The following is a 26,733-nucleotide window of genomic DNA, read 5'->3' as shown; positions in this document are numbered from 1 at the left end:
TCCGCTGAGCGAAACCCATGCTGACCAGGTCTCCCGCTCCGACAAACCTGCTCGACCGGCTCACCGGGGCCGGTCTGGCGTGGGGCGAGGGAACCTATGCGCGCCTAGCCGCGCCGATCGGGGCGGCGGCCTTCGCTTTCTACATCCTGTTGACGGCGATGACGGCGTGGTTCACGCCCGACGCCAACTGGGACATGCTGCCTTATCTCGCGATCGCCGAGGAGAGCACCTATCCCGATGCGCAGGCACTGCATGACTATGCCTATGGCACTGTCAAGGCCGAATTGTCGGCGGGCGACTACAAGGCGCTGATCGACGATGGCGGCGGCTTCCGCAGCCATATGGCAGGGAATGCCGCCGACTTCCATTCGCTGCTCGGCATGTACCGGATCAAGTTCCTCTACGCCGAGATCCTGTCGACGATGAGCTCGGTGATGTCGCCGGTCGAGGCGATGCGGCTGTTACAGGTGTTCTCGGTGCTGTTGTTTGGCGCGATCGCGCTGCTCTGGTTGCGCTCAGAAGGCGCGCTGGCATTGGCGCCGGTTCTCGGCGCGGTGCTGATCATGGCCGATTTCGGCGACGCGGCACGGGCATCGACGCCCGATCTCCTGTGCTCGGCGCTGTTCCTCGGCGGGCTCTTTGCCTATACGCGCGGCAGTGAAGTGGCCACCGCGATCCTGCTCTTCCTCGCTTTCATGGCGCGGCCGGACAATATTGTTTTCCTTGCTATTTTTGCCATGCTGCTATTGGTCTTCCGGCAGAAGGCGTGGGGTGCGCTGGCCGGCTTCGCCGCCTCGCTCGTCGCCTATTTCGCCATATCGCACTGGGCGCAGCATCCCGGCTGGTGGCCGCATCTGTGGTTTTCCTCGATCGAGCAGCGCTACAATATGGACGGCTTCGATCCGCCATTCTCGGTTGTCGCCTACCTCAAGGCTTTTGCCGCTTCCTTTGTTCGCGCCATCAGCCTGAACAGTTGGGTCGGCGTCTCGGTGCTGGCGCTGGCGGGTTGGTATGCGTCGAGCCGCGCCGGCTTCAAGCTCGACCGTCGTACCGGTATCCTGTTTGGGGCGCTCGTGCTCGGCGTGCTGGCGAAATTCACCGTCTTCCCGATCCACGACACCCGCATCTACTTTCCCAACCTGATCCCGCCCTTCCTGCTGCTCGCCGGGCCATTCATGGCGTTGTGGGCGTCGGCCAGCATCAATGGGCGTCGTGCCGCGGCATTGCACGTCATTCCTGGAGATAAGCGATGAGCTCCGTTTCCAGCCTGGCGCGCGTCGCCCTGTCGCTCGGCCTCCCCACCGGCGTCCTCGACCGCGGGCCGTCGCTGCGCGGTACGAAGTTCCTGGCGAAGGCCGCGCTGAAAGCGCGCCTCAGTAGGGCAAAAAGGCCGTTCCAGATGGTCAATGTCGGTGCCTGCGATGGCGCGCTGTTCGATGACGTGACACCGTGGCTGCAGCGCATCCCGCACGCTCGCGCCGTGCTGGTCGAGCCGATCCCGTACAACCAGAAGCGGTTGCGCGCCAACTATCCCGATACGGAGCGTTTTATCATCGAGCCGGTGGCGGTGACCAGGACCAAGGGCACGATCACGGTCCACACCTTCGATGCCGCCGCACTTGAGGCCGGCGCGCTGCCGATCGAATTCATCGGCTGCTCGTCGGTGACCGATACCAATCTCATGTCGGGCAAGAATGCCTGGGGTGAGACCGACGCCAACTTCAACAAATTCGCGCCGCACCTCAGGGATATCGAAGTGCCGTCGGAAACGCTGCAGACGCTGCTCGACCGCAACGGCATCACCCATATCGACGCCTTCCTCGTCGATTGCGAAGGCGCCGACTGGATCGTCTTCGAACAGCTCGATCTCGAGCGCTATCGTCCCGGCATGATCAAGGTCGAGGTCGGTGCGTTGCCGGCGGCCGAGATCGGCCAGGTCGTGGTCAAGCTGAAGACCGCCGGCTACCAGCTCGGCTTCCAAGCCGAGGACGTCTGGGCCTTCGCCTGAAGGATAGCTCCGGGCTCCTCGAAAGCACCTGACTTTATCGGGTCGCGCCGCACCTGTGGCGTGTCGCAAACAGGCGGTAGCGGGACGGCCGTCGCCTGCATATTGTGCGCCGATCAAACGGGCGCCGGGTGCCCGCTTTACCACTTTGGAGTCGCGGGCAATGGCAGGGTTTCCGGAAAAGGCGAAGGTGGTCATCGTCGGCCTGGGCGGGATTGTCGGCGCGTCGATCGCGCATCACCTGATCGAGCGCGGCTGGGACGATATTGTCGGCATCGATAAATCGGGCATCCCGACCGACATCGGCTCGACCGCGCACGCTTCCGACTTCTGCTACACGACCAGCCATGATTTCCTGTCCTGCTGGACGACGCTCTATTCCGTCGATTTCTACGAAAAGATGGGCCACTATGCGCGTATCGGCGGCCTTGAGGTCGCCCGCGTCGGCGACGACAGCCGCATGGAAGAGATCAAGCGCAAGATCGCCTCGGCCAAATCCTTCGGCACGCGCGCGCGTTTGATCGAACCTGCCGAGATCAAGGAAAAATTCCCGCTGATCGAAGAAGAGATGGTGCAGGGCGGTCTGTGGGATCCCGACGCCGGCCTGGTCATCCCGCGCTCGCAGACTGTCGCCGGCAAGCTGGTTGATCAGGCAGAGGCCACGGGCAAGCTCAAATCATTCGCCAATACGGCGGCGAGGTCGCTCATCGTCGAGGACGGCCGCATCAAGGGCGTGGTGACCGACCGCGGCACGATCAAAGCCGATTACGTGGTGGTCTGCACGGGCATTTGGGGCCGGTTGACCGCCGAGATGGTTGGCGAGGACCTGCCTGTCATGCCGATCGACCATCCACTCACCTTCTTCGGGCCGTACACCGAGTTCGCCGGCACCGGCAAGGAGATCGGCTGGCCGCTGCTGCGCGACCAGGGCAACTCCGCCTATATGCGCGACACCGGCGATCCCAAGACCGCCGAGGGCGGACAGATCGAATGGGGTTATTACGAAGAGACCAATCCGCGCCTTTGCCATCCGCGCGACCTCCTGGAAAAGGACCAGGCCCGGCTTTCGCCTTCGCAGCGCGACCTCGACATGGAGCAGATCCTGGCGCCGCTCGAGCGGGCCATGGAGCTGACGCCGATCCTCGGCGAACTCGGCTACAACGAAAGCCACTCCTTCAACGGTCTGCTGCAGGTGACGGCGGATGGCGGCCCGTCCATGGGTGAGAGCCAGAAGGTGCGGGGCCTGTGGTATGCCGTCGCCATCTGGGTCAAGGACGGTCCCGGCATGGGTAAGCTGATCGCCGACTGGATGACGGACGGCCGCACGTCGATCGACCATCACGCCATCGACTATTCGCGCTTCTATCCGCACCAGACGAAGGAGCAGTTCATCTGGGATCGCTGCACCGAGACGGCGATGAAGGTCTACAATCCGGCGGTGCATCCGCGCGAACCTTTTTCGAAGGGCCGCAACATCAGGCGCTCTCCGTTCTGGGAGCGCGAGAAGGAACTCGGCGGCTACTTCATGGAATTGGGCGGCTGGGAACGCGCGCATGGCTATGCCGCCAACGAGCACCTGCTCGAGAAATACGGCAACCGCGTGCCGGTGCGCGAGAATGAGTGGGACAACCGCCATTTCTGGCGCGTCTCCAATGCCGAGCACCTCGCCATGAGCGAGGATTGCGGCATCGTCAACCTCTCGCATTTCGCCATGTATGACGTCGAAGGGCCGGACCATGTCGCGCTGCTGGAATGGCTGTGCGCGGCCAAGATCGGCGGCGACAACAATATCGGCAAGGGCATCTACACCCACTTCCTCGACGAGGAGGGCATGGTGCGCGCCGACTTTACGGTGATCCGCATGGCCGACCGCTGTCGCGTGATCGATGGCGCCGACGCCGGGCCGCGCGACTTCCAGTACATGCGCCGCACCGCGCAGGACAAAGGTTTTGATGTCACCATCACCGATGTGACCGAGAAGTACGTCACCGTCGGCATCTGGGGTCCGAACGCCCGGGCGACGCTGCAGAAAGTGGTCGAAAATCCGGACGGGTTGTCGCCGGAAAATTTCTCCTTTGCCGCGATCAAGCCCGTCAGGATCGCCGGCAAGGATGTGACCGCTTTCCGCATCTCCTATGTCGGCGAGCAGGGCTGGGAGCTGCATATGCGCTACGAAGATGGGCTCGCCGTCTGGGATGCGCTGCGCTCAACTGGCGTGATGCCTTTTGGTGTCGAAACCTATGCCAACACGCGCCGCATGGAAAAGAGCCTGCGGCTGCAGAACGCCGATCTCTTGACCGAGTACAATCTGCTGGAGGCAGATCTTGCCCGACCCAAGGTCAAGGAGAACGATTTCTGCGGCAAGGCCAGGCATGTGGAGTACCGCGCCCGTGAACACCAGCCGGCGATGCTGTGCACGCTGGTGATGACGAACAATGTCGATTCCAAAGGTGTTGCCCGCTATCCCGTCGGCACGATGCCGGTGATGGACCCACAAACCGGCGAGACGCTGGTCGACGAACTCGGCCGCCGGTCCTTCACGACCTCAATCGCCTATGGTCCGACCATCGGCAAGAACATCGGGCTCGCCTATCTGCCTTGGGCGTATTGCCAGGAAGGCCGCGGACTCAATGTCGAATATTTCGGCGAGACCTATCCGGTCGAAGTGGCCGCTGTCGGCTACAGACCGCTCTACGACCCGGAGAACCTCAAGCCGCGCAGTTGAGTGCGAATTGTCCGATCGTTCCGCGAAGAGCAGAGGAACGGACTCGCAAGATGTGAGTGGATGCACCCAACCTTTGGTCGGGCTTTTCTCTTTGTCGGCGGACGATTCTCGCTTAACGTGGCGTCATGTCTGCTCTTGGCCATGCAGGACAGTTGCTTTCGAGCGCCGCCGCGCTGGCGTTCCTTGTTGGGCTTAGCTCACGAGCTGTCGCCGCGGAGCCCGTCGACATCGAGCTGGTGCTGGCCGTCGATGTTTCGCTGTCCATGTCGCCAGACGAACTCGAGATCCAGCGTCGCGGCTATGCGGCGGCGCTGACGCATGACGACGTGCTGCAGGCCATCGCCGATGGCGTCCATGGCAAGATCGCCGTCACTTATGTCGAATGGGCCGGTACGACATGGCAGCACGTCATCGTGCCGTGGACGGTGATCGCCAACCGCGCCGACGCCGAGCGGGTGGTCGAACAGCTTTCCGCCCGGCCGCCGAACAGCGCCCGGCGCACGTCGATTTCCGGCGTCCTGGAATTCTCCAGCGACCTCTTCGCCGAGAGCGGCTTTCAAGGCATCAAGCGTGTCATCGATGTTTCGGGCGACGGCCCCAACAATCAGGGTGCTCCCGTCAACATCACCCGCGACGAGCTGGTCAAGCAAGGCATCACCATCAATGGCCTGCCGCTGATGACCAGAAGCGGCTTCACCAGCGTCTACGATGTCAATGATCTCGACCGTTACTACACCGACTGCGTCATCGGCGGGCCTGGCGCGTTCATGATCCCGGTCAATGACTGGACGCAGTTTCCCGAAGCGATCCGCCGCAAGCTGGTGCTCGAGCTTGCCGGACCCGACTCGCCGCAATGGGCGGCGGACGAAGCGGCGCACCCGCCGGTGGTGCTGGCGCAGGACAGACCGGTCACCGATTGCCAGATCGGCGAAAAAATGTGGCGCGACCGAAGCTGGATGTTCGACAGCCGCTAGAGCATTTTTCAGCCAAATGGAATCATTGGCGTCCGCATAAATGCGGCAAAACAAATAGTTAGAGCATGTTACGGTACCGAGAGAACCGGAACCGGTCCAGACTTGCCTCCTTGCCCGGCGCGATGGCAAACTTGCGTGCGCCGTGCCAACAAGCTGCGCAACGCAGCCAGGGAGGAAATATTTGTATGAAAAATCTTGTGACCCTGACGGCTGTCGCGTCGGCGCTTTGTGTCGGCAGCGCGAGCGCCTATTTCGAAGAGCCTGCCTGCGTCATGTTTGAAGATACGAATTTTCGCGGGCGCTCACTGGAGATGAGTCCTGATGACAGGGTCGATTTTCGCAACGGCCAGTTCTGGAACGATCGGATCTCTTCGGTGATGGTGCGCAGGGGCTGTACGCTTGTCGCCTATCAAGATTCAAGGATGGGGGGCAGATCTATCGAAATCAATCGCGGGCTCCGCGATCTCCAGCGCGCTGGCTGGAATGACCGCATCTCGTCTGCCGAATGCTATTGCGCCCGATATTGAGATCGTCGATGGCCGGTCGTATCGGGTTGCCAGTCTTATCCGCGACGCGACCTCAGGCCGCCAGCAATTGCTTGCGGTCGACACGCTCCTGCTGCGGCGAGCGCGCATAGAGTTCGCGATAGCATTTGGAGAAATGCGAGGCCGAGACGAAGCCGCAAGCGACCGCCACCTCGACCACCGGCAGCGACGACTGGATCAGCAAGTGCCGAGCCCGGTCGAGCCGGATCTCCAGATAGTAGCGGGCAGGGGACCGGCCCATCTCGGTGCGGAACAGACGCTCGATCTGACGGCGCGACAGGTCGACATGGTCGGCGATCTCGATCAGCGACAGCGGCTCGGAAAGGTTGGCTTCCATCAGCTCGATGATGGTGAGCACTTTGGAATTCTGCACACCAAGGCGCGCGCGCAGCGGCAGGCGCTGGCGGTCGGTCGGGCTGCGCACGCGGTCGGTCAGCACCTGCTCGCACACGCGGTTGACGAGGTTGTCGTCGAAATCGTCGCCGATCAGCTTCAGAATCATGTCGAGCGCCGCGGTGCCGCCGGCGCAGGTATAGACATTCTGGTCGATCTCGAAGAGGTCGGCAAAGACATTGGCTTTCGGGAAGGCCTCGGAGAAGCCGGGCAGATTTTCCCAATGGATGGCGCAGCGCTTGTTGGACAATAGGCCGGCGGCCGCCAATATATGCGCTCCGGTGCACAGGCCGCCGACGGCAACGCCCCGGTTGTATTCCTCGCGCAGCCAGGCGAAGGCCGACTTGTTCTGGTAGCGCTCGACATTGATACCGCTGCAGACGATCGCCATCGACGGCCGGTCCGGTCCGGACATCTTCTTGCGCTCTTCCTCGAGCGAGGTGTTGACGGCGCATTCGACACCGTTCGAGGCGCGCACCGGCTTGCCGTCGATGCTGGCGAGACGCCAGCGGTAGGCCTCGTAGCCGAGCATGCGGTTGGCCGAGCGCAACGGATCGAGCGCCGTTGCAAAGGCGATCATGGTGAAATCGGGGACCAGGAAGAATACAAACGATCGTCTGATCGGATGCTTTACGACGTTCACAGGGGAACCCTCACGCTGCAATGGCGCGAACAGGATGTCGCGATCAGCATAGCTGACATCAGGAAAAACCTTTCCTGTCAATTGGCTAGGGTGCAACGGCAAGACTATATTTGCGACATGGGTCGCAAATGGGCAATCGCCGTGCAGCCACGGAGCCAACATGCTGCCGGATTGAGCAGACGTGCAGGATGTGGTCGGCGCAAACGAAAACGCCGCCTCGGCAAAACCGAAGCGGCGCTGGAATCAACTTCGAAGCGACGGCAGGGAGCGCCGCTTGGGAGTCGCTATTTCAGGCGACGAAGCCGAGGCGCGCGGCAGCCATGGCGCCGGTCTGGCCGGGCATGGTATTGGCAAGGCGCTGGCGCTCGAGCGCGGTCGTCAGGTTCATTTCACGGCGAGCGAAAAGGCGGGCAAAAAGCTTCATGATCATCTCCATTCGGTTGCTCAGACGGGTCGCCTTCGCTTGATGGAGTGGGGCAGCTCGTTTGCTGGTGGTCATATAGGCTTACGTGAGGGGAAACTAAATGACAAAAGCGAAGCACTTGATATGAAAAGCGACACTAAATGCGACAAATTTGGGCAGAATGCCCAGGATTTGCGATTATTTACAGTTGGTTAGCTCAAAAACTGAGCCGCTATGCGGCTTGCTCATGCGCGCCATGCAGCGGCGGCATGGCTTCTGAATTCGTTTGAATGCAAATAAATAGAGAAGGCCTGCCGGACGGGTTGCGCGGCAGGCCTTCAGCACTTGGTACACACGATCTACTTCGCTCCACCAGCCCAGGATCCGACGCCGTGGCGCGTGCTGGTCTTGGTGTCGGCGGCTTCAGGCCAGCCGATATCCTTCTGCAGTTCGATCGGCAGCGCGCGGATGGCGCGTTCGGTCTGGTAGCGGGCGCGGGCCTCGCTGAATTCGGTCGCGATGCGACCGATGGACGACAGGATAGACATTTCATTCTCCTCGGTGTTGGGCCGGGCTTTCCGGCCAATGGATGTGCAAAGCGCTACACCCGGTTTGTTTCAGCTTCATTTCGTGTCGAATGCAGGTTCGTGTCATGGTCGTTTCAAGACCGCTTTCGATACGCCCTGCTTCGATGGAGTTGACTATCCTCCCAAAGTGATGTTCAATCAAACGAAATGGAATGATGGTTTGCATCAGAAAAATTGAAGGTCGGTTTCCATGAACGCCCCACTCAATCATCCGCTGCCACTGCTCGATCTCGATGTCCTGCGCACTTTCGTGGCGATCGCCGAGACCGGCAGCTTCACCACCGCGGCCAATGCCGTGTTCCGCACGCCGTCGGCCGTCTCCATGCAGATCAAGAAGCTGGAGGACATTCTCGGCCGCTCGGTGTTCGCGCGCGACGCACGTTCGGTGACATTGACCACGGATGGCGAGATGCTGCTCGGCTATGCCCGCCGGCTGCTGTCGATCAACCGCGAGGTGGTGTCGAAATTCATCATTCCCGACATTGTCGGGGTGGTGCGGCTCGGTTCGCCGGACGATTATGGCGAGCGCGTCCTGCCGCATGTCTTGAAGCGTTTTGCCCAGTCGCATCCCTCGATCGCCGTCGACGTCACCATCGACCAGAGCAGCAATCTGCGCCGGCGCATGGACGACCGGGCGCTCGACATCACGCTGCTCACCAATTCCTACAAGACCAGCGCGCTCGGCGCCGAAGTGCTGCTGACCGAGCCGATCGTCTGGGCCGGCGCCAAGGGTGGCTGCGCGCATCTGCGCGAGCCGCTGCCGGTCTCCTTGTGGGAGGAAGGCTGCGCCTGGCGGGCGGGGGCGCTCGATGCGCTCGGCCGCGAGGGCCGCAACTACCGCATCGCCTATATGAGCGCGCATACCGCCGGCCAGCGCGCCGCGATCATGTCCGACCTTGCGGTGGCGCCGTTGCCAAAATCCTTCCTCGGCAACGATATGGTCGAGCTTTGCCCGAAGGACGGCATGCCCGATATCGGCACCTACAATCTCGCCATGGTCGTGGCGCCGGACGCCAGCGCGCCGGTCAAGGCGGTCGCCGACCATATCCGCGCGACCTTCGAAGTGTTCAGGGAAACCGGGAAATTTTGATCTGACCTGAGCAGCGCAGCCAGGCCGTGAGCTGTCACGTCGCGACCTGGCCTTGCAGCGACCATCCGCCGGCCTCAGTGCGGCGTGTTTTGGGTTCACCGGCCAGGAAGGCCACGATGCTGTCCCGCGCCCGCCGCGCCTCTGGCATCTCGATCAGCGGCCAGACGTGGAACATGCCCTTCTCGTAAACGACGTCCACGTCGACGCCGGCGGCGCGCGCTCTTTGCGCGAAGATCAGATTGTCGGGGCTGAGCAGATCGTGCGAGCCGGTCAGAAGCAGCGTTTTCGGCAGCACCGAAAGGTCGCCGTAAAGCGGGCTGATGTGCCAGTCGCTGCGATCGATGCCGGCGCTGTAGAGCCGGACCGCCTCCAGGCCACCCGAAATGCCCAGCCATGGATCGTTGCGTTCGGCCTCGAACACTTCGGGATTAGCGAGCGACATATCGAGGCCGGGCGAAATCAGCACATGGCGCGAGGGCAGGGGCAGGGCGTCTTCCGCCGCCATCATGGTCAGCACCACGGCCATGTTGCCGCCGGCGGAATCGCCCATGAAGACGATGTCCTCGGCTTCCGTCTCGTCGAGCATCTGCCGGTAGACTTCGCCGACCATGCCGAACATGGCGTGGAAATCGTGTTCGGGGGCGATGGGATAGATCGGTACGGTGATGCCGAAGCCCAGCCGGTTGGCCATCTCGGCGATCAGGCCCCAATGATAGGACGTGATTTGAAAGACATAGGCGCCGCCATGCAGGTAAAGGATCCGCTTCCGCTCGCCGGCCTTGGGTGCGATGTCATAGACGGGAAAACCGCTGACGCTGCGCGTCGTGACGTCGAAACGCTGATGCAGTGACGCCGGCGGCTGGTGGTCCTCGGTCTTGCGGGCATAGGCGATCCAGCGCTGCAGATTTTCCGGACTGGAAAAAGCCTGCTTGCGGCTATGCCTGAGCACGAAGGACACGACGTGGCTTTTCAAACTGGGCATGCGGACACACGGATCTCGGCCGAGCCGACTAAAGAGAACCCCTCGCTGTCCGAAGATCGTATCTTCGCCAAAAATGTCAAGATTTGCCCGGTTTCAACACGATGTGATCTGGCTGGCAGTTTGGGTCCAGCAAGCTCAACGCCGGGGCAGCAGCGCGGCACGCAGCCTGATGTCGGCTGCCGCCGGAGCCGCATGACGGCTCCGGCGCTTGCCGAGCAGTTTGCATTTATCGGCGAAGGTCATCAGCGCGCCGATCCCAGCAGCAGGGCCGACAGCTTGCCCCGCGGGTCATCGCGCTGCGACACGGGCCAGCCGATATCCTTCTGGATTTCGGGCGGCAGGCTGTTGAGCGCGCGGATCGACCTGCTTCTGCTGTGTGCATGCTTGATGGCCGCGCCATAGCGGCCGAGACTTCCGAACATCGACATCTTCTTCTTCCTTGGAGCAGCGGCTGGAAGACATTTCCTGCCTGCCGTTCAATGCCGGTTAAATGCGCCGCGCATGTATCTGAAGGATTTCGCGAAAACAGCGTTTTGGTTTCCAGATCGACCGATCCGGAAACATTTGCATGCAAATGAAATTGGAGCGAAGTGCCGCTTTCGCCGGCGGGATGCTACTCCCGCCCGCGCCTGGCCGCGTGGCCTTCACGCGAACGACGCCGTGGGGCGGCATCGCCGGCAACACCGTCCTCGCTGACGGTTTTCCTCGGCGGCAGCTTCACCGCAGCCGACAGTTTCGGGAACGGGTCGACCTTGTTAGGCAGCGCCATGGCGTAGACGAAATGCTCCTGGAATTTCGGCTCCAGCGCGGTCTCGATCTTCTCGATGCGGCTGACGGTTTCCTCGATCTCGCGGCGGTAGCCGCGGTTCAGGAGCGCCATGCGCGCACCGGCGCCGGCGGCGTTGCCGACGGCCGAAACCTTGTCGAGATCGCAATCCGGGATCAGTCCCAGCACCATGGCGTATTTCGGATCGATGAAGGAGCCGAAGGCGCCAGCAAAGTGGATGCGGTCGACATGATCGGTGTGCTGTTTTTCCATCAACAGCTTGGTACCGGCATAAAGTGCCGCCTTGGCAAGCTGGATGGCGCGCACGTCGGTCTGGGTGATGGTGATCTTCGGTTCGCCTTCCTTCAGCACATAGGAGAAGGTGCGGCCGTTGGCGACAACGCGCGGCGAGCGGGCGCTGAGCGACCCGTCGATGACGCCGTCCTCGGAGATGATGCCGGCCAGATACATCTCGGCGACCACCTCGATGATGCCGGAGCCGCAAATGCCGGTGACGCCGGTCGCCTGCACGCTGTCGAGGAAGCCTGGCTCGTCGGACCACAGTTCCGAGCCGATGACGCGGTACTTCGGCTCCAGCGTATCGGGATCGATGCGCACGCGCTCAATGGCGCCGGGCGCGGCACGCTGGCCGCCGGAGATTTCCGCGCCCTCGAAGGCCGGGCCGGTGGGCGAGGAAGCCGCCACCACTCGCTGGCGATTGCCAAGCACGATCTCGGCATTGGTGCCGACATCGACGATCAGCATCATCTCGTCCTGACGGTGCGGGCCTTCCGACAGCGTCACCGCCGCCGCATCGGCGCCGACATGGCCGGCGATGCAAGGCAGCATGTAGAGGCGCGCGCCCTGGTTGAGCTTCAGGCCGATATCCGACGCCTTGATGTGCATGGCACCCGAGACGGCCAGCGCGAAAGGCGCGCCGCCGAGTTCGGTCGGGTCGATGCCGAGGAACAGATGGTGCATGATCGGATTGCCGACGAAGACGGAATCCAGGATGTCGTTGCGCTGGACATTGCCTTCGGCGCAGACCTTGTCGACGAGGCCCGAGATCGCCTCGCGCACCGCCACCGTCATGCCTTCGCGGCCGTCGGGATTCATCATGACATAGGAGACGCGGCTCATCAGATCCTCGCCGAAGCGGATCTGCGGGTTGGAGGTGCCCGACGAGGCGGCGACGCGGCCGGACAGCAGCGACACCAGATGCATGGCGATGGTGGTCGAGCCGATATCGCAGGCAAGACCGTATGCCTCGTTCTTGAGGCCGGGCCACAGAGCGATGACCCGCGCGGTCTCTGAGTCGGCATCCTTGTGGATGGCGGCGGTCGCGGTCCAGTTGCCCTTGCGCAAGATGCCTTGCACCTGCGGCAGGAGATAGAAGTCGAAGTCGAGTTCTTTCAGCCCCCAATCCTTCATCAGCGCGATCTTCAGGCGGTCGAGATCGCCAAGGGGCCTATGCATGTCGGGCTCTTCGATCTCGACATAGCACATGTGGATTGCCGAATCGCGGGCGATGACCCTGGTGTCGGCGTCCTTGCGGATGGTCTGCGCGTTGATGACCGTGTCCTGCGGCACGTCGATGACGAGGTCACCGAGGATCTGCGCCGAGCAGGAGAGGCGTCGCCGTTCGGGCAGGCCGCGCACGCGTTCGTAGCGTTCCTCCTTGGCGCCCTTGGGGGTGATGTGGTCGTTGGAGGAGACGATCTTGTGCTTGGCGAAATTGCCTTCCTGCACCTCGATCTGGCAGCGCCCGCAAGTGGCGCGTCCGCCGCACACGCTCTCGACATAGACGCCGAGCTGGCGCGCGGCATCGAGCACCGGCGTGCCGACCGGAAACCGGCCGCGCTTGCCCGACGGCATGAACAGCACGAGCGGATCGGTGATGTTGGCGGGAGAGTTCACGATTGCGCGCTTATCCCCTGGCCATCCGCGCTTCGCGGCCACCGCGGCGGCGGCCGCCATTGTTGGCGCCTTCGCCTGGCGCGTTGACTGCCGTCGGAGCCGCGATCGCCTGGCCGCCTTCGGCCGGCTTGTAGTCCTTGTAGGTCCTGATCCAGTTGGTGCAGTTCTCGTCGGTGCCGTTCAGCACATTGGCGCCGCGCACCGCTTCCATTTCCTGCGGGCGCACCGGGTTCATGATCGCCGAGGTCATGCCGGCGCCGATCACCATCGGGATGAAGGCGGCGTTGATGCCGTGGCGGTGCGGCAGGCCGAAGGAGATGTTGGACAGACCGCAAGTGGTGTTGACCTTGAGTTCTTCGCGCAGCCGGCGCAGCAGGGCAAAGACCTGGCGGCCGGCGTCGCCCAGCGCGCCGATCGGCATCACCAGCGGGTCGACGACCACGTCATGCGCCGGGATACCGAAATCGGCACAGCGTTCGACGATCTTCTTGGCGACGGCGAAGCGCACGTCGGGATCCATCGAAATACCGGTCTCGTCGTTGGAGATGGCGACGACCGGCACATTGTATTTCTTGACCAGCGGCAGGATGGCCTCGAGCTTTTCTTCCTCGCCGGTGACGGAGTTGACCAGCGGCCGGCCCTTGGCGACCCTCAACGCCGCTTCGATCGCGGCGGTTACCGAGGAGTCGATCGACAGCGGCAGGTCGACCAACCCCTGCACGATCTCCAAAGTCTGCACCAGCAGACCGGGTTCGGTCTCGTTCGGGTTAACCGAGGTGACGCCGGCATTGACGTCGAGCATGGTCGCGCCGCAGGCGGCCTGTTCCAGCGCATCCCTGATGACGGTGTCGAAATTGCCCGCGATCATCTCGGCGGCCAGCTTCTTTCGGCCGGTCGGGTTGATGCGCTCGCCGATCACGCAGAAGGGCTGGTCGAAGCCGATGATGATTTCTCGTGTCGCCGAGGCGACGATCGTCCGGGTCATGAAATCTCTCCGTCGTGATATAAAGACTTCTTTATATCGTTTCTGATTTCGTTCAAGCGAATGGTGGCCGTCCGCGCCGTCAATGCGCGGTCTTGACCATATCCACCTGCGTTTCGGTGATCTCGTCGTGCAGTATGTGGTCGAGCCGGTCGGCGACGAGCTGGTCGTCGCGGCGGATTTCGCGCTTCCATGGCTGGCGGCCCTTCAGCACGCCGGACTCATCGACGATCTCGGCGACATATTCCTCCTGGCGGTAGGCCATCACATGGACGCCGGAAACGCCGGGGATTTCCTTCACCTCGTTGATGATGTCGATGCAGAGCTGCTTGCCTTCCTTCTTCTGGTCCTCAGCACCTTCCAGCCGTTTGACGATCTGATCGGGGATATGAATGCCCGGTACGTTGGAGCGGATCCATTTGGCCGTCTTGGCCGAGGCCAGCGGCCCGACGCCGCACAGGATAAAGCATTTTTCGGTAAAACCGAGATCGCGGACCTTCTGCATGTAGGTGCGGAACATCGGCACGTCGAAACAGTACTGGCTCTGCACGAACTGCGCGCCGGCGGCGATCTTCTTGCCCAGCCGATGCGGGCGGAAATCGATCGGCGGCGCGAAAGGATTGATCGCCGCGCCCAGGAAAAGCCGCGGCGGCGTCGTCAGCTTGCGGCCGGACAGGAATTTGCCGTTGTCGCGCATGATGCGGCAGGTCTCCAGCAGCGACATGCAGTCGAGGTCGAAGACCGGCTTGGCGCCGGGCTGGTCGCCGGCCTGCACGCCGTCGCCGGTGAGGCAGAGCATGTTGGCAACGCCCATCGCCGCGCCGCCCAGCACGTCGCCCTGGATGGCGATGCGGTTCCTGTCGCGGCAGGCGATCTGCATGATCGGGGCATAGCCCATGCGGGTCAGCAGCGCGCAGATACCGACCGACGACATGTGGCAGTTGGCGCCCGACGCATCGACGGCGTTGATGGCGTCGACCCAGCCGTCGAAAATCCTGGCGCGGTTGTAGACATCCTCCGGATCGGCGCTGTCGGGCGGGTTGAGTTCGGTGGTCACCGCGAATTCGCCGCGCCGCAAGACGCGCTCCAGCCGGCCGCGCGAGGTATGGCCGGGCAGGGGTTCGAGCGGCAGGTCGATGCCGGCCGGGTTCTCGTCGCGCTGGCGTCCGATCATGTCGGTGCCCCGGTCTTTGCAGCTTGGGTGGATTCGCGCGCGGCGGCGGTCTGCGCGGTCACCCGCAGCCAGGCCGAGGTTTCGCGCAGCGACTGGTCGACCGGCTTCTGCACGTCGAGGATCTTGTCGCCATGCACCATGTTCTGCGAGCCTTCCCAGGCCTTGACCCAGACGCAGGGCATGTCAGGCTCGACCTCGCAATTGCCGTTGGCGCGCACGCCGCCGCAAGGGCCGTTGCGCAACTGCTTGGGGCAGTTCATCGGACACGACATGCCGGTGGAGGACAGCACGCACTGGCCGCACATGCGGCAGTCGAACATGAAACCCTTGACGCGCTTTTCGACGAATTTGATCGGGCCTTCGACGCGGCCATAGCCGATGCCCTTCCACAGCGGATGCAGCAGCAGGAACATGTCGGCGAACCTGGCGTAGAACCATTCGAGCAATCGCGAGTGCCGCACGGACCACAGCCTGACCGCGAAGGAGCGCTGGACACGCCGCTGCGGCGACACGTCGGCCGGCTTGTAGTCGGATTTCGCCGCCGCCTTCTTGACGATGGTCGCCTGGGTCAGCCCGCCTTCAGCCGTTGTCGGTTGGATTTCAGGCATTTTCTTTGCCACCGGCCTTGACCAGAGCGACCAGCCGCTCGCGGTCGTATTTCGTGTCGAAGTCCTGAAAGGCCTTTTCGACCTCGGCTTCGAGGTCGTCGCCGACCGGCACGGGGTCTGCCTTGCGCCATTCTGCCAGATAGTCGTCGGTGCCGCCGGCGCCGGTGCGCATGGCGCACATGTCGATCGCCTCGGTGAAGCGCAGCGGCAGTTCGCGCTTGGCGTTCTGCCGGCCCTTCTTGACGATGATCTGGGCGGGGATATCGCGCCAGTAGACGACGATCAGATCGGCCATGAATTTCTCACTCCTGCAGGGCGCCTTGCGTCTAATTGGAAAGGACGCCCTGCCACTTTCACTCGACTGCATCGTGCTTTCCGACGATCGATTTCGATTTTCGGGTCGATGCAGCAGTTTCGAGCATTGCCGCAAGCGCCACTAGGCTGCTTGTTATGGGACGACGCGCGCGCATTCAAAAGCGACGCAATGGCAAGCGGCAAGAGAAAGGCGAGATTTCAGAAGCTGGATTACCAGACGCCGCTTTTCGCGCCGGTCCAGAGATAGAACCAGATCGTCGGATGGTACCACTGCTTCGAAGGCAGGCCGGGATCCGATGTGGCAAGCTTTCCGGCAAGCGCATCGCTGACCGCGTCGACGCAGATGTCGCGCGAGAATGCAGCCTGCCGCAGCGTGTAGCTTGAAATGGTGTCGCCCGGACCAGGCTTGCCGCGCGCCTGCCGCAGCACGCCGCCGGTGTCGACGCCGGCGTCGACCAGATGCACTGGTGCCGAAGTTCTCCGCATCGCCGGAAGCCAGCGCCCAGTAGCCGCCATTCATGCCGCGATATCTGGGCGCAATACCGGCATGATAGTTGAGGACCGGGCAAGGCATCCTGGCCAGCGTCTGCCGCGACAGCAGGCGGCAGCCGGCAAGCAGCACAACGCCGGCCGGATTTCGTCGATCGCCCGCAAGCACTCCGGCGCGTTGGCCGAGGGCACGTGGATGATCTTTTGCCCCGGTTTGGGTTCGGTTTGCAGTTCTGTTCGGCGATGATGCTTGCCGCATGACCGGCGAAAAACCGTTTTCCGAGCCGCGTCAGCACCATCGTGCCAAGTTGCCCGATGGCCTGCAACCAGCCTTGGCGGCGGGCACGCCCAAGCAGCAATTGCTTTTTGGATTCAGGCGTTTCGAGAATGACGCTGACAGGCCCAAGCCGATCGGCGATGGCGTTGACGATGGCCCAGATATGCAGGCCGCCCTCGGTGACGACGACGATCGGCGGCAGGTTTGATTTCAAGCGGTCCATGGTCGCGACGAGCCGTCCGGATAGACATGGTTTGGGCGCGCCGGACGCTAGGTGTCCGGGTTAGTCCTTGGTGATCAGCAGGGGTCAGCGCTTGAATTCGAGGATGTCGAGCTTCGATTCGTAATAGGGCGCTGGAAACTCGATGCGCCATTCACTGGCGCTGTTGCGGAAGGCGTAGCCGACCTGGTCGGTTTGCGGGCCGCTGCCATAGGGTTTTGCGGGATCGTTGTTGACATGGAAGGAGCCGAGATAGATCGCCCGCTTTTCGCCGTCGTCGAAGAAGCGGCCCTTGGTGCGTTGCGAGCCGCTGACCTTTTCCAGCATCCAGCCCGAACCGTCGTCGCTCACCTTGCATTTGAACCAGCCATAGATGACCAGCGCGCCGAGCCCGCCGGCCTTGATGGTGCGGCATTGCCAGTTGCCGGTCAAATCCTTGTCGGAAAAGGCGGCCAGCGGCTTCGCCAGCAAGGCGTCGAGCTGTTTGACCTCGGCGGGACTGCCCGCCTTCGCCTCTTCGAGCGCTGCCTTGCGCGTCTCGCCATATTTGTCGAGCCGCGCCTTGTCCGCGGCGGTGATGAGCTTCTGCACCTCGCCATCGGCCAGCGCGGGCAAGGTGAAGCAAACAACGCCTGCGGCAATCAAGAGACGAGCGATCATAAGTGCGTTTCCCGTTGATGGCTGGAACAGCCTGTTTTCTTGTCTGGCGCATAACTTACCGGTTCGCGGCGGCCTGTCATCCGTGCTTAACAGCGTCAGGTCAAAAATCGTGGTTTCATCGATGCGGATCTTGCTGACGGGATCGTCAGGCTGGCTGGGCAGCGCGCTGGCGCCGCGGCTGCGGGCGCTTGGCCACGACGTCGTCGGCCTCGATCCCACGCCGTCGGCGCAAACGCAGATGATCGGGTCGGTCGCCGATCGCAATCTGGTGATGCAAGCAGTCAGCGAAAACCGCATCGAGGCGATCATCCACAGCGGCGCGCTGCACAAGCCGAACATCGAGAACCACGGTAACAGCGAGTTCGTCGCGACGAACGTGCAAGGCACGCTCAATCTTCTCGATGCGGCGGTGGTGTCAGGCGTTCGGCGCTTCGTTTTCACATCGACGACGTCGCTGATGATCTCGCAAGCCATCCGCGCCGGCTTCATCGGCGGCGCGCGCAAGGCTGCCTGGCTGACGGAAGAGATGTCGCCCGAGCCGCGCAACATCTACGGCGTCAGCAAGCTTTCGGCCGAACATCTTTGCCGTCTCTACCATATCGAGCACGGCCTGCCTGTCATCGTGCTGCGCACGGCGCGCTTCTTTCCCGAAGCCGACGACATGGCGCATGCGATCGAGCAGTCGGACGCCAACACCAAGGCCAATGAGCTGCTGTTTCGCAGGCTGACCGTGGAAGACGCGGCAGAGGCCCATGTCGCGGCGCTGGAGAAGGCGCCGCAACTGGGCTTCGATATCTTCATCGCCTCAGCGCCGACGCCGTTCAATTCCGACGATTGCCAAGCGTTGATCGCTGAGGCGCCGTCCGTCGTCGCGCGCTACTTTCCGGACTATCCGGCGCTCTATGCGCGAAAGGGATGGACGATGTTTTCATCGATCGACCGGGTCTATGATGCTTCGCGGGCGAGAGACAGGCTGGGCTTTGTCTGCAAGACGAGCTTTGCCGATGTGCTGGCCGCGCTGGCAGCGGAGTCTGCGTAGTCAGGCGACGGCCGCAGCCTGCGCCAGCTCCGCCGTCAGATCGCCATAGCCGGTCGAGCGGCGCTCGTAGGCAAGGCCGAGCATTTTCGCGGCCTTCTCGGCAACCTTGTCGAGCTCGGGATCGTCGGTCTGGGCGAGATAGACCAGCTTCTGGTAATTGCCGAAATAGTCCTTGATCAGCTCCGGGTGCCTGTCGAGGCCGAGCGGCTTCATGAAGAAGGCGTCGAACTGCCGACACAGGAAGTCGGTCATATAGAACGACATCATGTCGTCGTCGGCGACTTTCGCATAGGCATCCATGCCCTGGTAGAAGGCAAAGCAGTGCGGCCCGGCCATGCGTTCGACGCCATGCTTCTCGCAGACGCGGTCGAGCAGGCCGCCGGTGCCGCAATCGGCATAGCCGACGAAGATGTTGAGGTAGCCGTCCGCCTTGGCCTTCACGATCGCCTTGTCCATGGCCGGCGCGATGCGATCGGGATAAAAATGGAACTCCGCCGGCAGGCAGGTCAGGTCGAGATGGTCCACCCCGAGCTGCTCCTTGACGGCCAGAACTTCGCGCGCAATCATCCCGCAGGCAATGACCAGAAGCCTGCCGCCTTGATCGGATTGCTGTTTTCGCGCAACGCTCATGGAACCAGTTTAACCGATCTTCGTTGCTGTCGGGCGAATCTATTTGTTGAGGGAGACACCATTCATGAAACTGTTACGCATCGCGCCGATTGCCATTATCGCTTGCGCCTTGGCTCTTTCAGCCTGCGCCAACACCGTTCGTGGCGTCGGCAAGGACGTCAAATCGACCGCAAATGCAGTTGAGGACACGGTGGAGAATCCCTGATCCACAATCTCCCCAGCATCTGGGAATAAAAAAGCCGCGCTGCAAGGCGCGGCTTTTTGATAAACGCCTTGCTTAGTTCAGGCCGAAGCGCGGACATTGTGCTTGCGCTTCATGAAATCCTTGGCGGTCTCGACCGCCACGGCCGCGTCGCGGCAATAGGCATCGGCGCCGACTGCCTTGCCGAATTCCTCGTTGAGCGGCGCGCCACCGACCAGCACGACATAGTCGTCGCGGATGCCCTTTTCCTTCATCGTGTCGATGACGACCTTCATGTAAGGCATGGTCGTCGTCAGCAGCGCCGACATGCCGATGATGTCGGGCTGATGCTTTTCGATGGCGTCGAGGTATTTTTCGACCGCATTGTTGATGCCGAGGTCGATGACATCGAAGCCGGCGCCCTCCATCATCATGCCGACGAGGTTCTTGCCGATGTCGTGGATGTCGCCCTTGACGGTGCCGATCACCATCTTGCCCTGCTTCGGCGCGCCGGTGGCGGCGAGCAGCGGACGCAGGATGAACATGCCGGCCTTCATCGCGTTGGCGGACAGCAGCACTTCGGGAACGAACAGGATGCCGTCGCGAAAATCCTCGCCGACGATGCGCATGCCCTCGACCAGCGCCTCGGTCAGCACCTTGTAGGGCACCCAGCCGCGCTCGAGAAGGATGTTGGTGCCTTCCTCGATCTCTTCCTTTAGCCCGTCATAAAGATCGTCGTGCATCTGCTGCACGAGTTCGTCGTCGGAAAGCTCGGAAAGGATGATCTCGTCGTCGGCCATTTTTCTCGGGCTCCTTGCCGTGTGCAATAATCACGGCAGATCAAAAAATATTGCGTCAATACCTAACCCGTGAGGGCTGCTTGTCCATAGCTGATTTGCGACTTCCCGCAAAAGGAAAGCGACCGCAAATCTATTGGAATTCTTGTCGATTTTGCGACAGGCGTTGGCGCTGGCGGGCCGTTTCGAATAGGGTGCATGGCTACGATCCGGCCAGAAGCCGCGCTATGCGGCCGCAACGGATTTCAAGTTTCAGGGAAGAAGCTCATGAGTGAGAACGCGCCAGTCGATCAGGAAGCGTCAAACGCCCGACGTGGCCGCGCTGCCAGTGGCGGCGCCGCTGCCCGGCGGGCGGCGCGCTCGGGCGGTGGCCCCGGCACCCAGCTCACCTACATCAAGCGCAAGATCAACGTCTATGAGGTGCTGGACGAGGAAGGGCTTGATCTGATCGAGAAGAACACCGACACGGTGCTCGAAGAGATCGGCATCATCTTTCGCGACGACACTGAAGCGCTGCAGCTCTGGAAGGAGGCCGGCGCCGACGTCAAGGGCGAGCGCGTGCATTTCCCGAAAGGCCTCTGCCGCTCGCTCTTGAAGACCGCGCCGTCCATCTATACCCAGCACGCCCGCAATGCGGAGCGCTCGGTGCAGGTCGGCGGCAACGCCACGGTGTTCGCGCCGGTCTACGGTCCGCCCTTCGTGCGCGACCTCGACGGGGTCAGGCGCTATGCGACGATCGAGGATTTCCGCAATTTCGTGAAGCTCGCCTATATGGCGCCGTCGATCCACCATTCGGGCGGCACGGTGTGCGAACCGGTCGACGTGCCGGTCAACAAGCGCCATCTCGACATGGTTTACTCGCACATCAAATATTCGGACAAGCCGTTCATGGGCTCGGTGACCGCGCCGGAACGCGCCGAAGACACGGTGGCGATGGCCAAGATCGTATTCGGCGACGATTTCGTCGAGAACAACACGGTGCTGACCAGCCTGATCAACGCCAATTCGCCGATGGTGTTCGACGAGACCATGCTGGGTGCGCTGAAAGTCTATTCGCGCCACAACCAGGCCTGCATCGTCACGCCGTTCATCCTCGCCGGCGCGATGAGCCCGGTGACGGTCGCCGGCACGCTGACGCAGGTTCTGGCCGAGGTCCTGGCCGGTGCGTCGTTCACGCAGCTGATCCGGCCGGGTGCTCCGGTGCTGTTCGGCACCTTCGCCTCGTCGATCTCGATGCAGTCGGGCGCGCCGACCTTCGGCACGCCGGAGCCCTCTCTAGTGTCTTATGGCGCGGCACAGCTCGCCCGCCGGCTCGGCCTGCCGTTCCGCACCGGTGGCTCGCTGTGCGCCTCGAAGATACCGGACGCGCAGGCGGCCTATGAGAGCGCCAACACGCTGAACTCGACGATCCTTGCCGGCGCCAATTTCGTGCTGCACGCGGCCGGCTGGCTGGAGGGCGGGCTCGCCTCCTGCTACGAAAAATTCATGATGGATATCGACCAGCTTGGCATGACGCAGAAATTTTCCGAAGGTGTCGACCTGTCGGAAAACGGCCAGGCGATGGATGCTATCCGCCAGGTCGGGCCGGGCAGCCATTATCTTGGCTGCGACCACACCCAGGCCAATTTCCAGACCGCCTTCTATCGTTCCAACATCGCCGACAACAATTCCTACGAGCAGTGGCTGGCCGAAGGCGAGAAGACCGCGCCGCAGCGCGCCAACGAGCTCGCCCGCCGCTGGCTGGAAAGCTACGAAGCGCCGCCTCTCGATCCGGGCATCGACGATGGGCTGAAGGACTATATCGCGACGAAGAAGGCGTCGATGGCCGACGCCTTCACGTGAAGGGAGCCCGAGTCAGGCGGGGCTAAAGTCGCCAACATCATCCACAAGGAAGTCTGGCGGAGCGCCTTCTCCGATCCGGACAAGAAGGGATGATTTGCGCGGCCTGACCGAAAGCATCGCGGCAGCGCTGGCTCGTGACGGCCTGATCCTTCGCGGCAGCTTCAACTTTGCCGATGGAGAGGAGGCAACTTTCGGCCTCTCCGGCGCCAAATCCGTGCTGCTGGTGGGGCAGGCGGGCGCAGCGCCGTGGCCGCATTTCCTGCGGTGGCGGGAAATCCAACCACTTGCAATCGCCGATCCGCTCGACACCTGGGCACGACAAGTGATCGGCGCGGTTGCGGACGAATTCGGCGCGCGTGCAGTCTCGCCCTCCGACAGGCCGTATCTGCCGTTCCAGCAATGGGCGATGCGGGCGGAGGGCTTGAGGCCGTCGCCGCTCGGCATCCTGATGCATCCGCAGTACGGACTCTGGCACGCCTATCGTGGCGCGCTGCTGTTCGAGGATGAGATTTCGGTTCAGTCGGCCGAGGCGGCTATACACCTTTGCGATGCATGCGTCGGAAAACCTTGCATGAAATCCTGCCCGGTCGATGCCTATTCTCCCAAAGGATTCGCCTATCAATCCTGCCTGGCGCATGTGCGCGGACCGAATGGCGAGCCCTGTCGCAACGGGGGTTGTCTCGATCGCAATGCCTGTCCCTACGGGACCGCCTACCGCTATCCGGCCGAAGTGCAGGCATTCCATATGGCGGCGTTCGCGGGTCTGTAGCGCGTCACGCAATCCAGGGAGCGCCTTGCCCTATCGGCTCGCGCGGGTATGTATCGCATATCTGATGAACGGAGCGGGCGATGGCGAAGCAGGACATTCAGATCAAGACCAGGGACGGTACGGCCAAGGCGGGGCTGTTCCGCTCCGCAAACGCTTCTCCGGCGAAGGCCGGTGTCATTCTCTACCAGGACGCCTTTGGTCCGCGCCTGGCGCTCGACCAGATGGCTGAGCGGTTGGCGGGCGAGGGCTATGCGGTGCTGGTTCCCGATCTCTTTTACCGCAACGTGCCCTACGGTCCCTTCGATGCCAAGACCGCCTTCGCCGAGGAAAAAACCAAGGCGGCGCTGATGGCGCTGGTGAGCGGCACGACGCAGGAGATGACCATCAGCGACGGCGGCGCCTTTCTCGACGCGCTGGCCGGCGAAGGCGTGACAGGACCAATCGGCACCGTCGGCTATTGCATGGGTGGCGCACGGGCGCTCAATGCCGCCGCGACCTATCCCGACAGGATAAAGGCCGCCGCCAGCTTCCATGGCGGCAATCTGGCCAGCGACGCTCCCGACAGTCCGCACCGCAAGGCGGCTTCGATCAAGGCGCGCGTCTATGTCGGTGTTGCCGGCGTCGACCGTAGTTTTCCTCCAGAGCAGTCAGCACGGCTGGCCGAAGCGCTCCGGGTGGGGGAAGTCGACCATACAATCGAAAATTATGTCGACATGGCGCATGGCTGGTGCGTGCCGGACCACAGCGTCTTCGATGCGACCGGCGCTGAGCGTCACTGGAAGCGGCTGACCACGCTGTTTTCGGAAACGCTGAGTTAAGGTCCGGACGGCCAGCCATCCGGCCGGCAGGTAAAAAAATCTTCCCATCACCCAAGGAATCGCCATTAGCCTTCGTCCAACAGGCAAATGATGGCGATGATGCTGGATGAAAGCGAAGCCTCCGACGCCGAATTGATCGGGCGGGCGAAGGGCGGAGACAGGGGGGCCTTCGGCAAATTGCTCGAAAGGCACTATGGTTTCGTCTATCGCGCGGCCTATCGCTGGTGCGGAAAAAAGGCCGACGCCGAGGACATCGCCCAGGAAGTCTGCGTTCGGCTCGGCCGGGCGATCCGTGACTATCATGGCAGCGCTGCCTTCACGACCTGGCTTTACACCATGACGCTGAACGCGGCGCGCGACATGATGCGCAAGACCGCCCGCGAGACGGTCAAGACCGAAGCCTATGGCGCCTACGCGCTAATCTCGGGAGAGGCCCCGGCCGAGCCCGAAGACCCGGCCGAGGCGCTTTGGGCGGCGGTGCGCAAGCTGCCGGACAAGCAGCGCGACGCGGTGCTTTTGGTCTATGGCGAAGGGCTTAGCCACGCGGCCGCCGCCGAGGCGATGGCGATCTCGGAGACGACGGTTTCCTGGCACATCCATGAAGCGAAGAAACGGCTGAAAGTGCTTATGCGCTCAGTCGGGGAAGTGTGACCATGGTCGACGACAACGAACTCAACAGGCTGCACAACGCAGCTGTACCGGCGCCGGACGCCGATGCGAAGGCGCGTGCTTTCGCGGCCGCCATGCGTGCCTACGACTTGGACGAAAAAACTGACATGGCCGCCCAAGGATCGGCGAGCGGGCTTCGTCTTACAGAGCGAGCACAAAAGCTCTGGAGCGAAATCATGCAAAAGAAACTCTTCGCCACGCCGGCCATTGCCGGGCTCGTCGCCCTGCCGATCGCCGGATACGCCACCATCTATATGCTGCAGGAGCAGCCGTTCCATTCCGGAGGGGACGAGAAGATCACCGAGACGCTGGCCGACAAGCCCGCTACGGTGAAGCCGCAGACGGCGGCCGAGCCTGACAAGCAGAAGAAAGCCGACGCCGACAGCGAGAGCCATGACGCAACCGAGGCGCTTGTCGCGCCAGGTGCGCCGTCGACATCCGAATCGACCGTTGCTGGCGGCACGGCACAGCAGGATCCGTCGGCAGCGCCGGTCTTGTCGCCGAGGTTTGATCCAAAGACGTACAAAGATACCAAAGATATGCAGTACGGCACTTTGCCGGCCGCGCCCGCGCCCAGTGATGAATTTTCACGGGAGAGTGCCGGGCTCATGCCGAGCGCGCCCAATGCAGCCCGGGTTGGCCGCATGCCAGGCGCCGAATCCAAGCTTATGGTGCAGCCGCAGGCCACGCCGGCCGACCAGATGCTGCCGCCGGAGCAAAACCGCGACCGCGTCGAGGATTTCAAGACCAATCCGGTGCGCGCCGCACTTGAAGATCCGGTCTCGACCTTCTCGATCGATGTCGACACGGCCTCCTATTCCTTTGTGCGGCGCTCGCTCAGGGAAGGTGTTGTACCCCAGGCCGACACGGTCCGCGTCGAGGAGATGATCAACTACTTCCCCTATGACTGGAAGGGTCCGGACTCTGCCTCGACACCGTTCAACTCGACCGTCAGCGTCATGCCGACGCCGTGGAACGAGCACACCAAGCTGATGCATGTCGCCATCAAGGGTTTCGACGTGAAGCCGGCCGAGCAGCCCAAGGCCAACCTGGTCTTCCTGATCGACGTTTCGGGCTCGATGAACGAACAGGACAAGCTGCCGCTCCTGCAGTCGGCCTTCCGCCTTCTGGTCAACAAGCTGAAGCCGGACGACACCGTCTCGATCGTCACCTATGCGGGTGACGCCGGCACCGTGCTCGAACCCACTAAGGTCTCGGAAAAGGACAAGATCCTCAATGCCATCGACACTTTGACGCCTGGCGGCTCGACGGCCGGCGAGGCGGGAATCAAGGAGGCTTACCGGCTGGCGCAAAAGTCCTTCGTCAAGGATGGCGTCAACCGGGTGATGCTGGCCACGGATAGCGACTTCAATGTCGGCCAGACTGATGACGACGACCTGAAGCGGCTGATCGAGCAGGAGCGCAAGACCGGCGTGTTCCTGTCGGTGTTCGGCTTCGGCCGCGGCAATCTGAACGACCAGATGATGCAGACCATCGCTCAGAACGGCAACGGCACCGCCGCCTATATCGACACTTTGGCCGAGGCCGAGAAGGTGCTGGTCGAGGATGCGTCCTCGACACTGTTCACCATCGCCAAGGACGTGAAGATCCAGGTCGAGTTCAATCCGAACAAGGTCTCGGAATACCGCCTGATCGGCTACGAGACCCGCGCACTCAACCGCGAGGATTTCAACAATGACCGCGTCGATGCCGGCGAGATCGGCTCCGGCCATTCGGTCACCGCGATCTACGAGATCACGCCGAAGGGCAGTGGCGGCGAACAAATCGATCCGCTGCGCTACGGCCAGGCTTCGGTCAACAATGGCGGCGTCGCCAACGCCGACGAATATGCCTTCGTCAAGATCCGCTACAAGCTGCCGAACGAGGACGTCTCGAAGCTGATCACCACGCCGGTGACATCGGCCAACGAAGTATCGTCCTTCGACCAGGCCAGCACTGATCAGCGCTTCTCCGTCGCGGTCGCGGCCCTTGGCCAGAAGCTGCGCGACGAGGATGCAACCGCGAAGTTCGGTTACGACAAGATCATGGAGATTGCCACTGCCGCCCGGGGAGCCGACCCGTTCGGGTACAGGTCCGAGTTCCTCTCGCTTGTGCGCCTTGCCTCGGCGCTGGGCGGCAATCGGTAGTGGCGATGATGGCCGGTTCATTGGGGTGGGGATCGTTCTGAATGCCGGCCCATGGGCGGGTGAGGCAGGCCGGCGAGGGAAACCTT

At 62.5% G+C, this 26,733-nt stretch carries 26 protein-coding genes and 1 pseudogene; 14 read left to right on the top strand and 13 right to left on the bottom strand.

Translation table 11 applies throughout. From position 1 onward, the window contains the following. Positions 1-17: 17 nt before the first annotated feature. The 5 genes from MESS4_RS21715 to MESS4_RS21695 all read left to right on the top strand — a co-directional run bounded on the left by MESS4_RS21715 (position 18) and on the right by MESS4_RS21695 (position 6,231). Positions 18-1,253, top strand: coding sequence for a hypothetical protein (locus tag MESS4_RS21715; protein WP_006335564.1), 1,236 nt, complete (start codon positions 18-20; stop codon positions 1,251-1,253). Beyond that, entirely contained in the window at positions 1,250-2,008 is a 759-nt protein-coding gene (locus MESS4_RS21710) for an FkbM family methyltransferase (RefSeq protein WP_006335563.1), read from the top strand. The genes MESS4_RS21715 and MESS4_RS21710 overlap by 4 nt, the downstream gene beginning before the upstream one ends. 160 nt (positions 2,009-2,168) lie before the next feature. Continuing rightward, on the top strand, positions 2,169-4,730 hold the full coding sequence (locus MESS4_RS21705) for an FAD-dependent oxidoreductase (RefSeq protein ID WP_006335562.1): 2,562 nt from the start codon (positions 2,169-2,171) through the stop codon (positions 4,728-4,730). A gap of 125 nt (positions 4,731-4,855) precedes the next feature. Beyond that, positions 4,856-5,704, top strand: a complete 849-nt coding sequence (locus MESS4_RS21700) for a DUF1194 domain-containing protein (protein ID WP_006335561.1) — start codon at positions 4,856-4,858, stop codon at positions 5,702-5,704. Positions 5,705-5,889: 185 nt separating this feature from the next. Further along, positions 5,890-6,231, top strand: a complete 342-nt coding sequence (locus MESS4_RS21695) for a peptidase inhibitor family I36 protein (RefSeq protein ID WP_006335560.1) — start codon at positions 5,890-5,892, stop codon at positions 6,229-6,231. 52 nt (positions 6,232-6,283) lie between these two features. Here the strand turns inward: MESS4_RS21695 and MESS4_RS21690 are convergent, their stop codons facing one another. Beyond that, positions 6,284-7,222 (bottom strand): GlxA family transcriptional regulator, encoded by a 939-nt coding sequence (locus tag MESS4_RS21690; RefSeq protein ID WP_348259959.1) that lies wholly within the window; start codon positions 7,220-7,222, stop codon positions 6,284-6,286. A 244-nt stretch (positions 7,223-7,466) separates the two neighbouring features. On the opposite strand from MESS4_RS21690, the gene MESS4_RS34050 reads away from it, so the two are divergent. Continuing rightward, complete coding sequence (locus MESS4_RS34050; protein WP_006335557.1) at positions 7,467-7,904, top strand: hypothetical protein; 438 nt, start codon at positions 7,467-7,469, stop codon at positions 7,902-7,904. A 143-nt stretch (positions 7,905-8,047) separates the two neighbouring features. Here the strand turns inward: MESS4_RS34050 and MESS4_RS21685 are convergent, their stop codons facing one another. Continuing rightward, the gene (locus MESS4_RS21685; RefSeq protein ID WP_006335556.1) at positions 8,048-8,236 is read right to left on the bottom strand and encodes a hypothetical protein; all 189 of its coding nucleotides are present in this window, start codon (positions 8,234-8,236) and stop codon (positions 8,048-8,050) included. Between the two features lie 229 nt (positions 8,237-8,465). On the opposite strand from MESS4_RS21685, the gene MESS4_RS21680 reads away from it, so the two are divergent. Further along, positions 8,466-9,365, top strand: coding sequence for a LysR substrate-binding domain-containing protein (locus tag MESS4_RS21680; RefSeq protein ID WP_006335555.1), 900 nt, complete (start codon positions 8,466-8,468; stop codon positions 9,363-9,365). Positions 9,366-9,399: 34 nt separating this feature from the next. Here MESS4_RS21680 and MESS4_RS21675 read toward each other — a convergent pair whose 3' ends face one another. From MESS4_RS21675 to MESS4_RS21630, 9 genes and pseudogenes are all read right to left on the bottom strand, one after another. Continuing rightward, positions 9,400-10,347, bottom strand: coding sequence for an alpha/beta hydrolase (locus MESS4_RS21675; RefSeq protein ID WP_006335553.1), 948 nt, complete (start codon positions 10,345-10,347; stop codon positions 9,400-9,402). Between the two features lie 242 nt (positions 10,348-10,589). Further along, positions 10,590-10,775 carry a hypothetical protein gene (locus tag MESS4_RS21670; RefSeq protein WP_006335552.1) on the bottom strand — a complete coding sequence of 62 codons (186 nt, stop codon included), beginning with the start codon at positions 10,773-10,775 and terminating at the stop codon, positions 10,590-10,592. Positions 10,776-10,960: 185 nt separating this feature from the next. Beyond that, positions 10,961-13,090 (bottom strand): ASKHA domain-containing protein, encoded by a 2,130-nt coding sequence (locus MESS4_RS21665; protein WP_006335551.1) that lies wholly within the window; start codon positions 13,088-13,090, stop codon positions 10,961-10,963. Next, positions 13,041-14,015, bottom strand: a complete 975-nt coding sequence (locus MESS4_RS21660) for a methyltetrahydrofolate cobalamin methyltransferase (RefSeq protein WP_006335550.1) — start codon at positions 14,013-14,015, stop codon at positions 13,041-13,043. Before MESS4_RS21660 ends, MESS4_RS21665 begins: the two co-directional genes overlap by 50 nt. Before the next feature lie 79 nt (positions 14,016-14,094). Continuing rightward, positions 14,095-15,186 (bottom strand): methylenetetrahydrofolate reductase, encoded by a 1,092-nt coding sequence (locus MESS4_RS21655; RefSeq protein ID WP_006335549.1) that lies wholly within the window; start codon positions 15,184-15,186, stop codon positions 14,095-14,097. Further along, the gene (locus tag MESS4_RS21650) at positions 15,183-15,794 is read right to left on the bottom strand and encodes a methylenetetrahydrofolate reductase C-terminal domain-containing protein (protein WP_036241838.1); all 612 of its coding nucleotides are present in this window, start codon (positions 15,792-15,794) and stop codon (positions 15,183-15,185) included. Before MESS4_RS21650 ends, MESS4_RS21655 begins: the two co-directional genes overlap by 4 nt. Beyond that, complete coding sequence (locus MESS4_RS21645) at positions 15,787-16,089, bottom strand: virulence factor (RefSeq protein ID WP_006335547.1); 303 nt, start codon at positions 16,087-16,089, stop codon at positions 15,787-15,789. The genes MESS4_RS21650 and MESS4_RS21645 overlap by 8 nt, the downstream gene beginning before the upstream one ends. Positions 16,090-16,319: 230 nt before the next feature. After that, positions 16,320-17,098 (bottom strand): annotated as a pseudogene (locus tag MESS4_RS31260) (formyl transferase). Positions 17,099-17,182: 84 nt separating this feature from the next. Further along, positions 17,183-17,755, bottom strand: coding sequence for a DUF4893 domain-containing protein (locus MESS4_RS21630; protein ID WP_006335540.1), 573 nt, complete (start codon positions 17,753-17,755; stop codon positions 17,183-17,185). Positions 17,756-17,876: 121 nt separating this feature from the next. Between MESS4_RS21630 and MESS4_RS21625 the strand changes: the two genes are divergently transcribed. After that, a complete protein-coding gene (locus tag MESS4_RS21625) occupies positions 17,877-18,794 on the top strand; it encodes an NAD(P)-dependent oxidoreductase (protein WP_006335538.1) in 918 nt (305 codons plus the stop codon). On the opposite strand, the gene MESS4_RS21620 is transcribed toward MESS4_RS21625, so the two are convergent. Further along, a complete protein-coding gene (locus tag MESS4_RS21620; RefSeq protein ID WP_006335536.1) occupies positions 18,795-19,424 on the bottom strand; it encodes a DUF1638 domain-containing protein in 630 nt (209 codons plus the stop codon). A gap of 64 nt (positions 19,425-19,488) precedes the next feature. Between MESS4_RS21620 and MESS4_RS32535 the strand changes: the two genes are divergently transcribed. Continuing rightward, the gene (locus tag MESS4_RS32535) at positions 19,489-19,629 is read left to right on the top strand and encodes an entericidin A/B family lipoprotein (protein ID WP_081609816.1); all 141 of its coding nucleotides are present in this window, start codon (positions 19,489-19,491) and stop codon (positions 19,627-19,629) included. Between the two features lie 77 nt (positions 19,630-19,706). Here the strand turns inward: MESS4_RS32535 and MESS4_RS21615 are convergent, their stop codons facing one another. Continuing rightward, the gene (locus MESS4_RS21615) at positions 19,707-20,405 is read right to left on the bottom strand and encodes a cobalamin-binding protein (protein WP_006335533.1); all 699 of its coding nucleotides are present in this window, start codon (positions 20,403-20,405) and stop codon (positions 19,707-19,709) included. Positions 20,406-20,669: 264 nt separating this feature from the next. Between MESS4_RS21615 and MESS4_RS21610 the strand changes: the two genes are divergently transcribed. From MESS4_RS21610 to MESS4_RS21590, 5 genes are all read left to right on the top strand, one after another. Beyond that, positions 20,670-22,244: a trimethylamine methyltransferase family protein gene (locus tag MESS4_RS21610; protein ID WP_006335532.1), complete on the top strand. Its 1,575-nt coding sequence runs from the start codon at positions 20,670-20,672 to the stop codon at positions 22,242-22,244. 94 nt (positions 22,245-22,338) lie between these two features. Further along, positions 22,339-23,013 carry a 4Fe-4S dicluster domain-containing protein gene (locus MESS4_RS21605; RefSeq protein ID WP_006335531.1) on the top strand — a complete coding sequence of 225 codons (675 nt, stop codon included), beginning with the start codon at positions 22,339-22,341 and terminating at the stop codon, positions 23,011-23,013. Between the two features lie 80 nt (positions 23,014-23,093). Beyond that, positions 23,094-23,831 (top strand): dienelactone hydrolase family protein, encoded by a 738-nt coding sequence (locus MESS4_RS21600; RefSeq protein ID WP_006335530.1) that lies wholly within the window; start codon positions 23,094-23,096, stop codon positions 23,829-23,831. 90 nt (positions 23,832-23,921) lie between these two features. Then, complete coding sequence (locus MESS4_RS21595) at positions 23,922-24,482, top strand: RNA polymerase sigma factor (RefSeq protein ID WP_036241854.1); 561 nt, start codon at positions 23,922-23,924, stop codon at positions 24,480-24,482. 2 nt (positions 24,483-24,484) lie between these two features. After that, on the top strand, positions 24,485-26,647 hold the full coding sequence (locus MESS4_RS21590) for a VWA domain-containing protein (protein WP_006335520.1): 2,163 nt from the start codon (positions 24,485-24,487) through the stop codon (positions 26,645-26,647). The last annotated feature ends 86 nt before the right edge of the window (positions 26,648-26,733 follow it).

It is taken from the genome of Mesorhizobium sp. STM 4661, from assembly GCF_000359125.1.
Taxonomy (GTDB): domain Bacteria; phylum Pseudomonadota; class Alphaproteobacteria; order Rhizobiales; family Rhizobiaceae; genus Mesorhizobium.
This window is presented reverse-complemented; position numbering and strand designations above follow the sequence as displayed.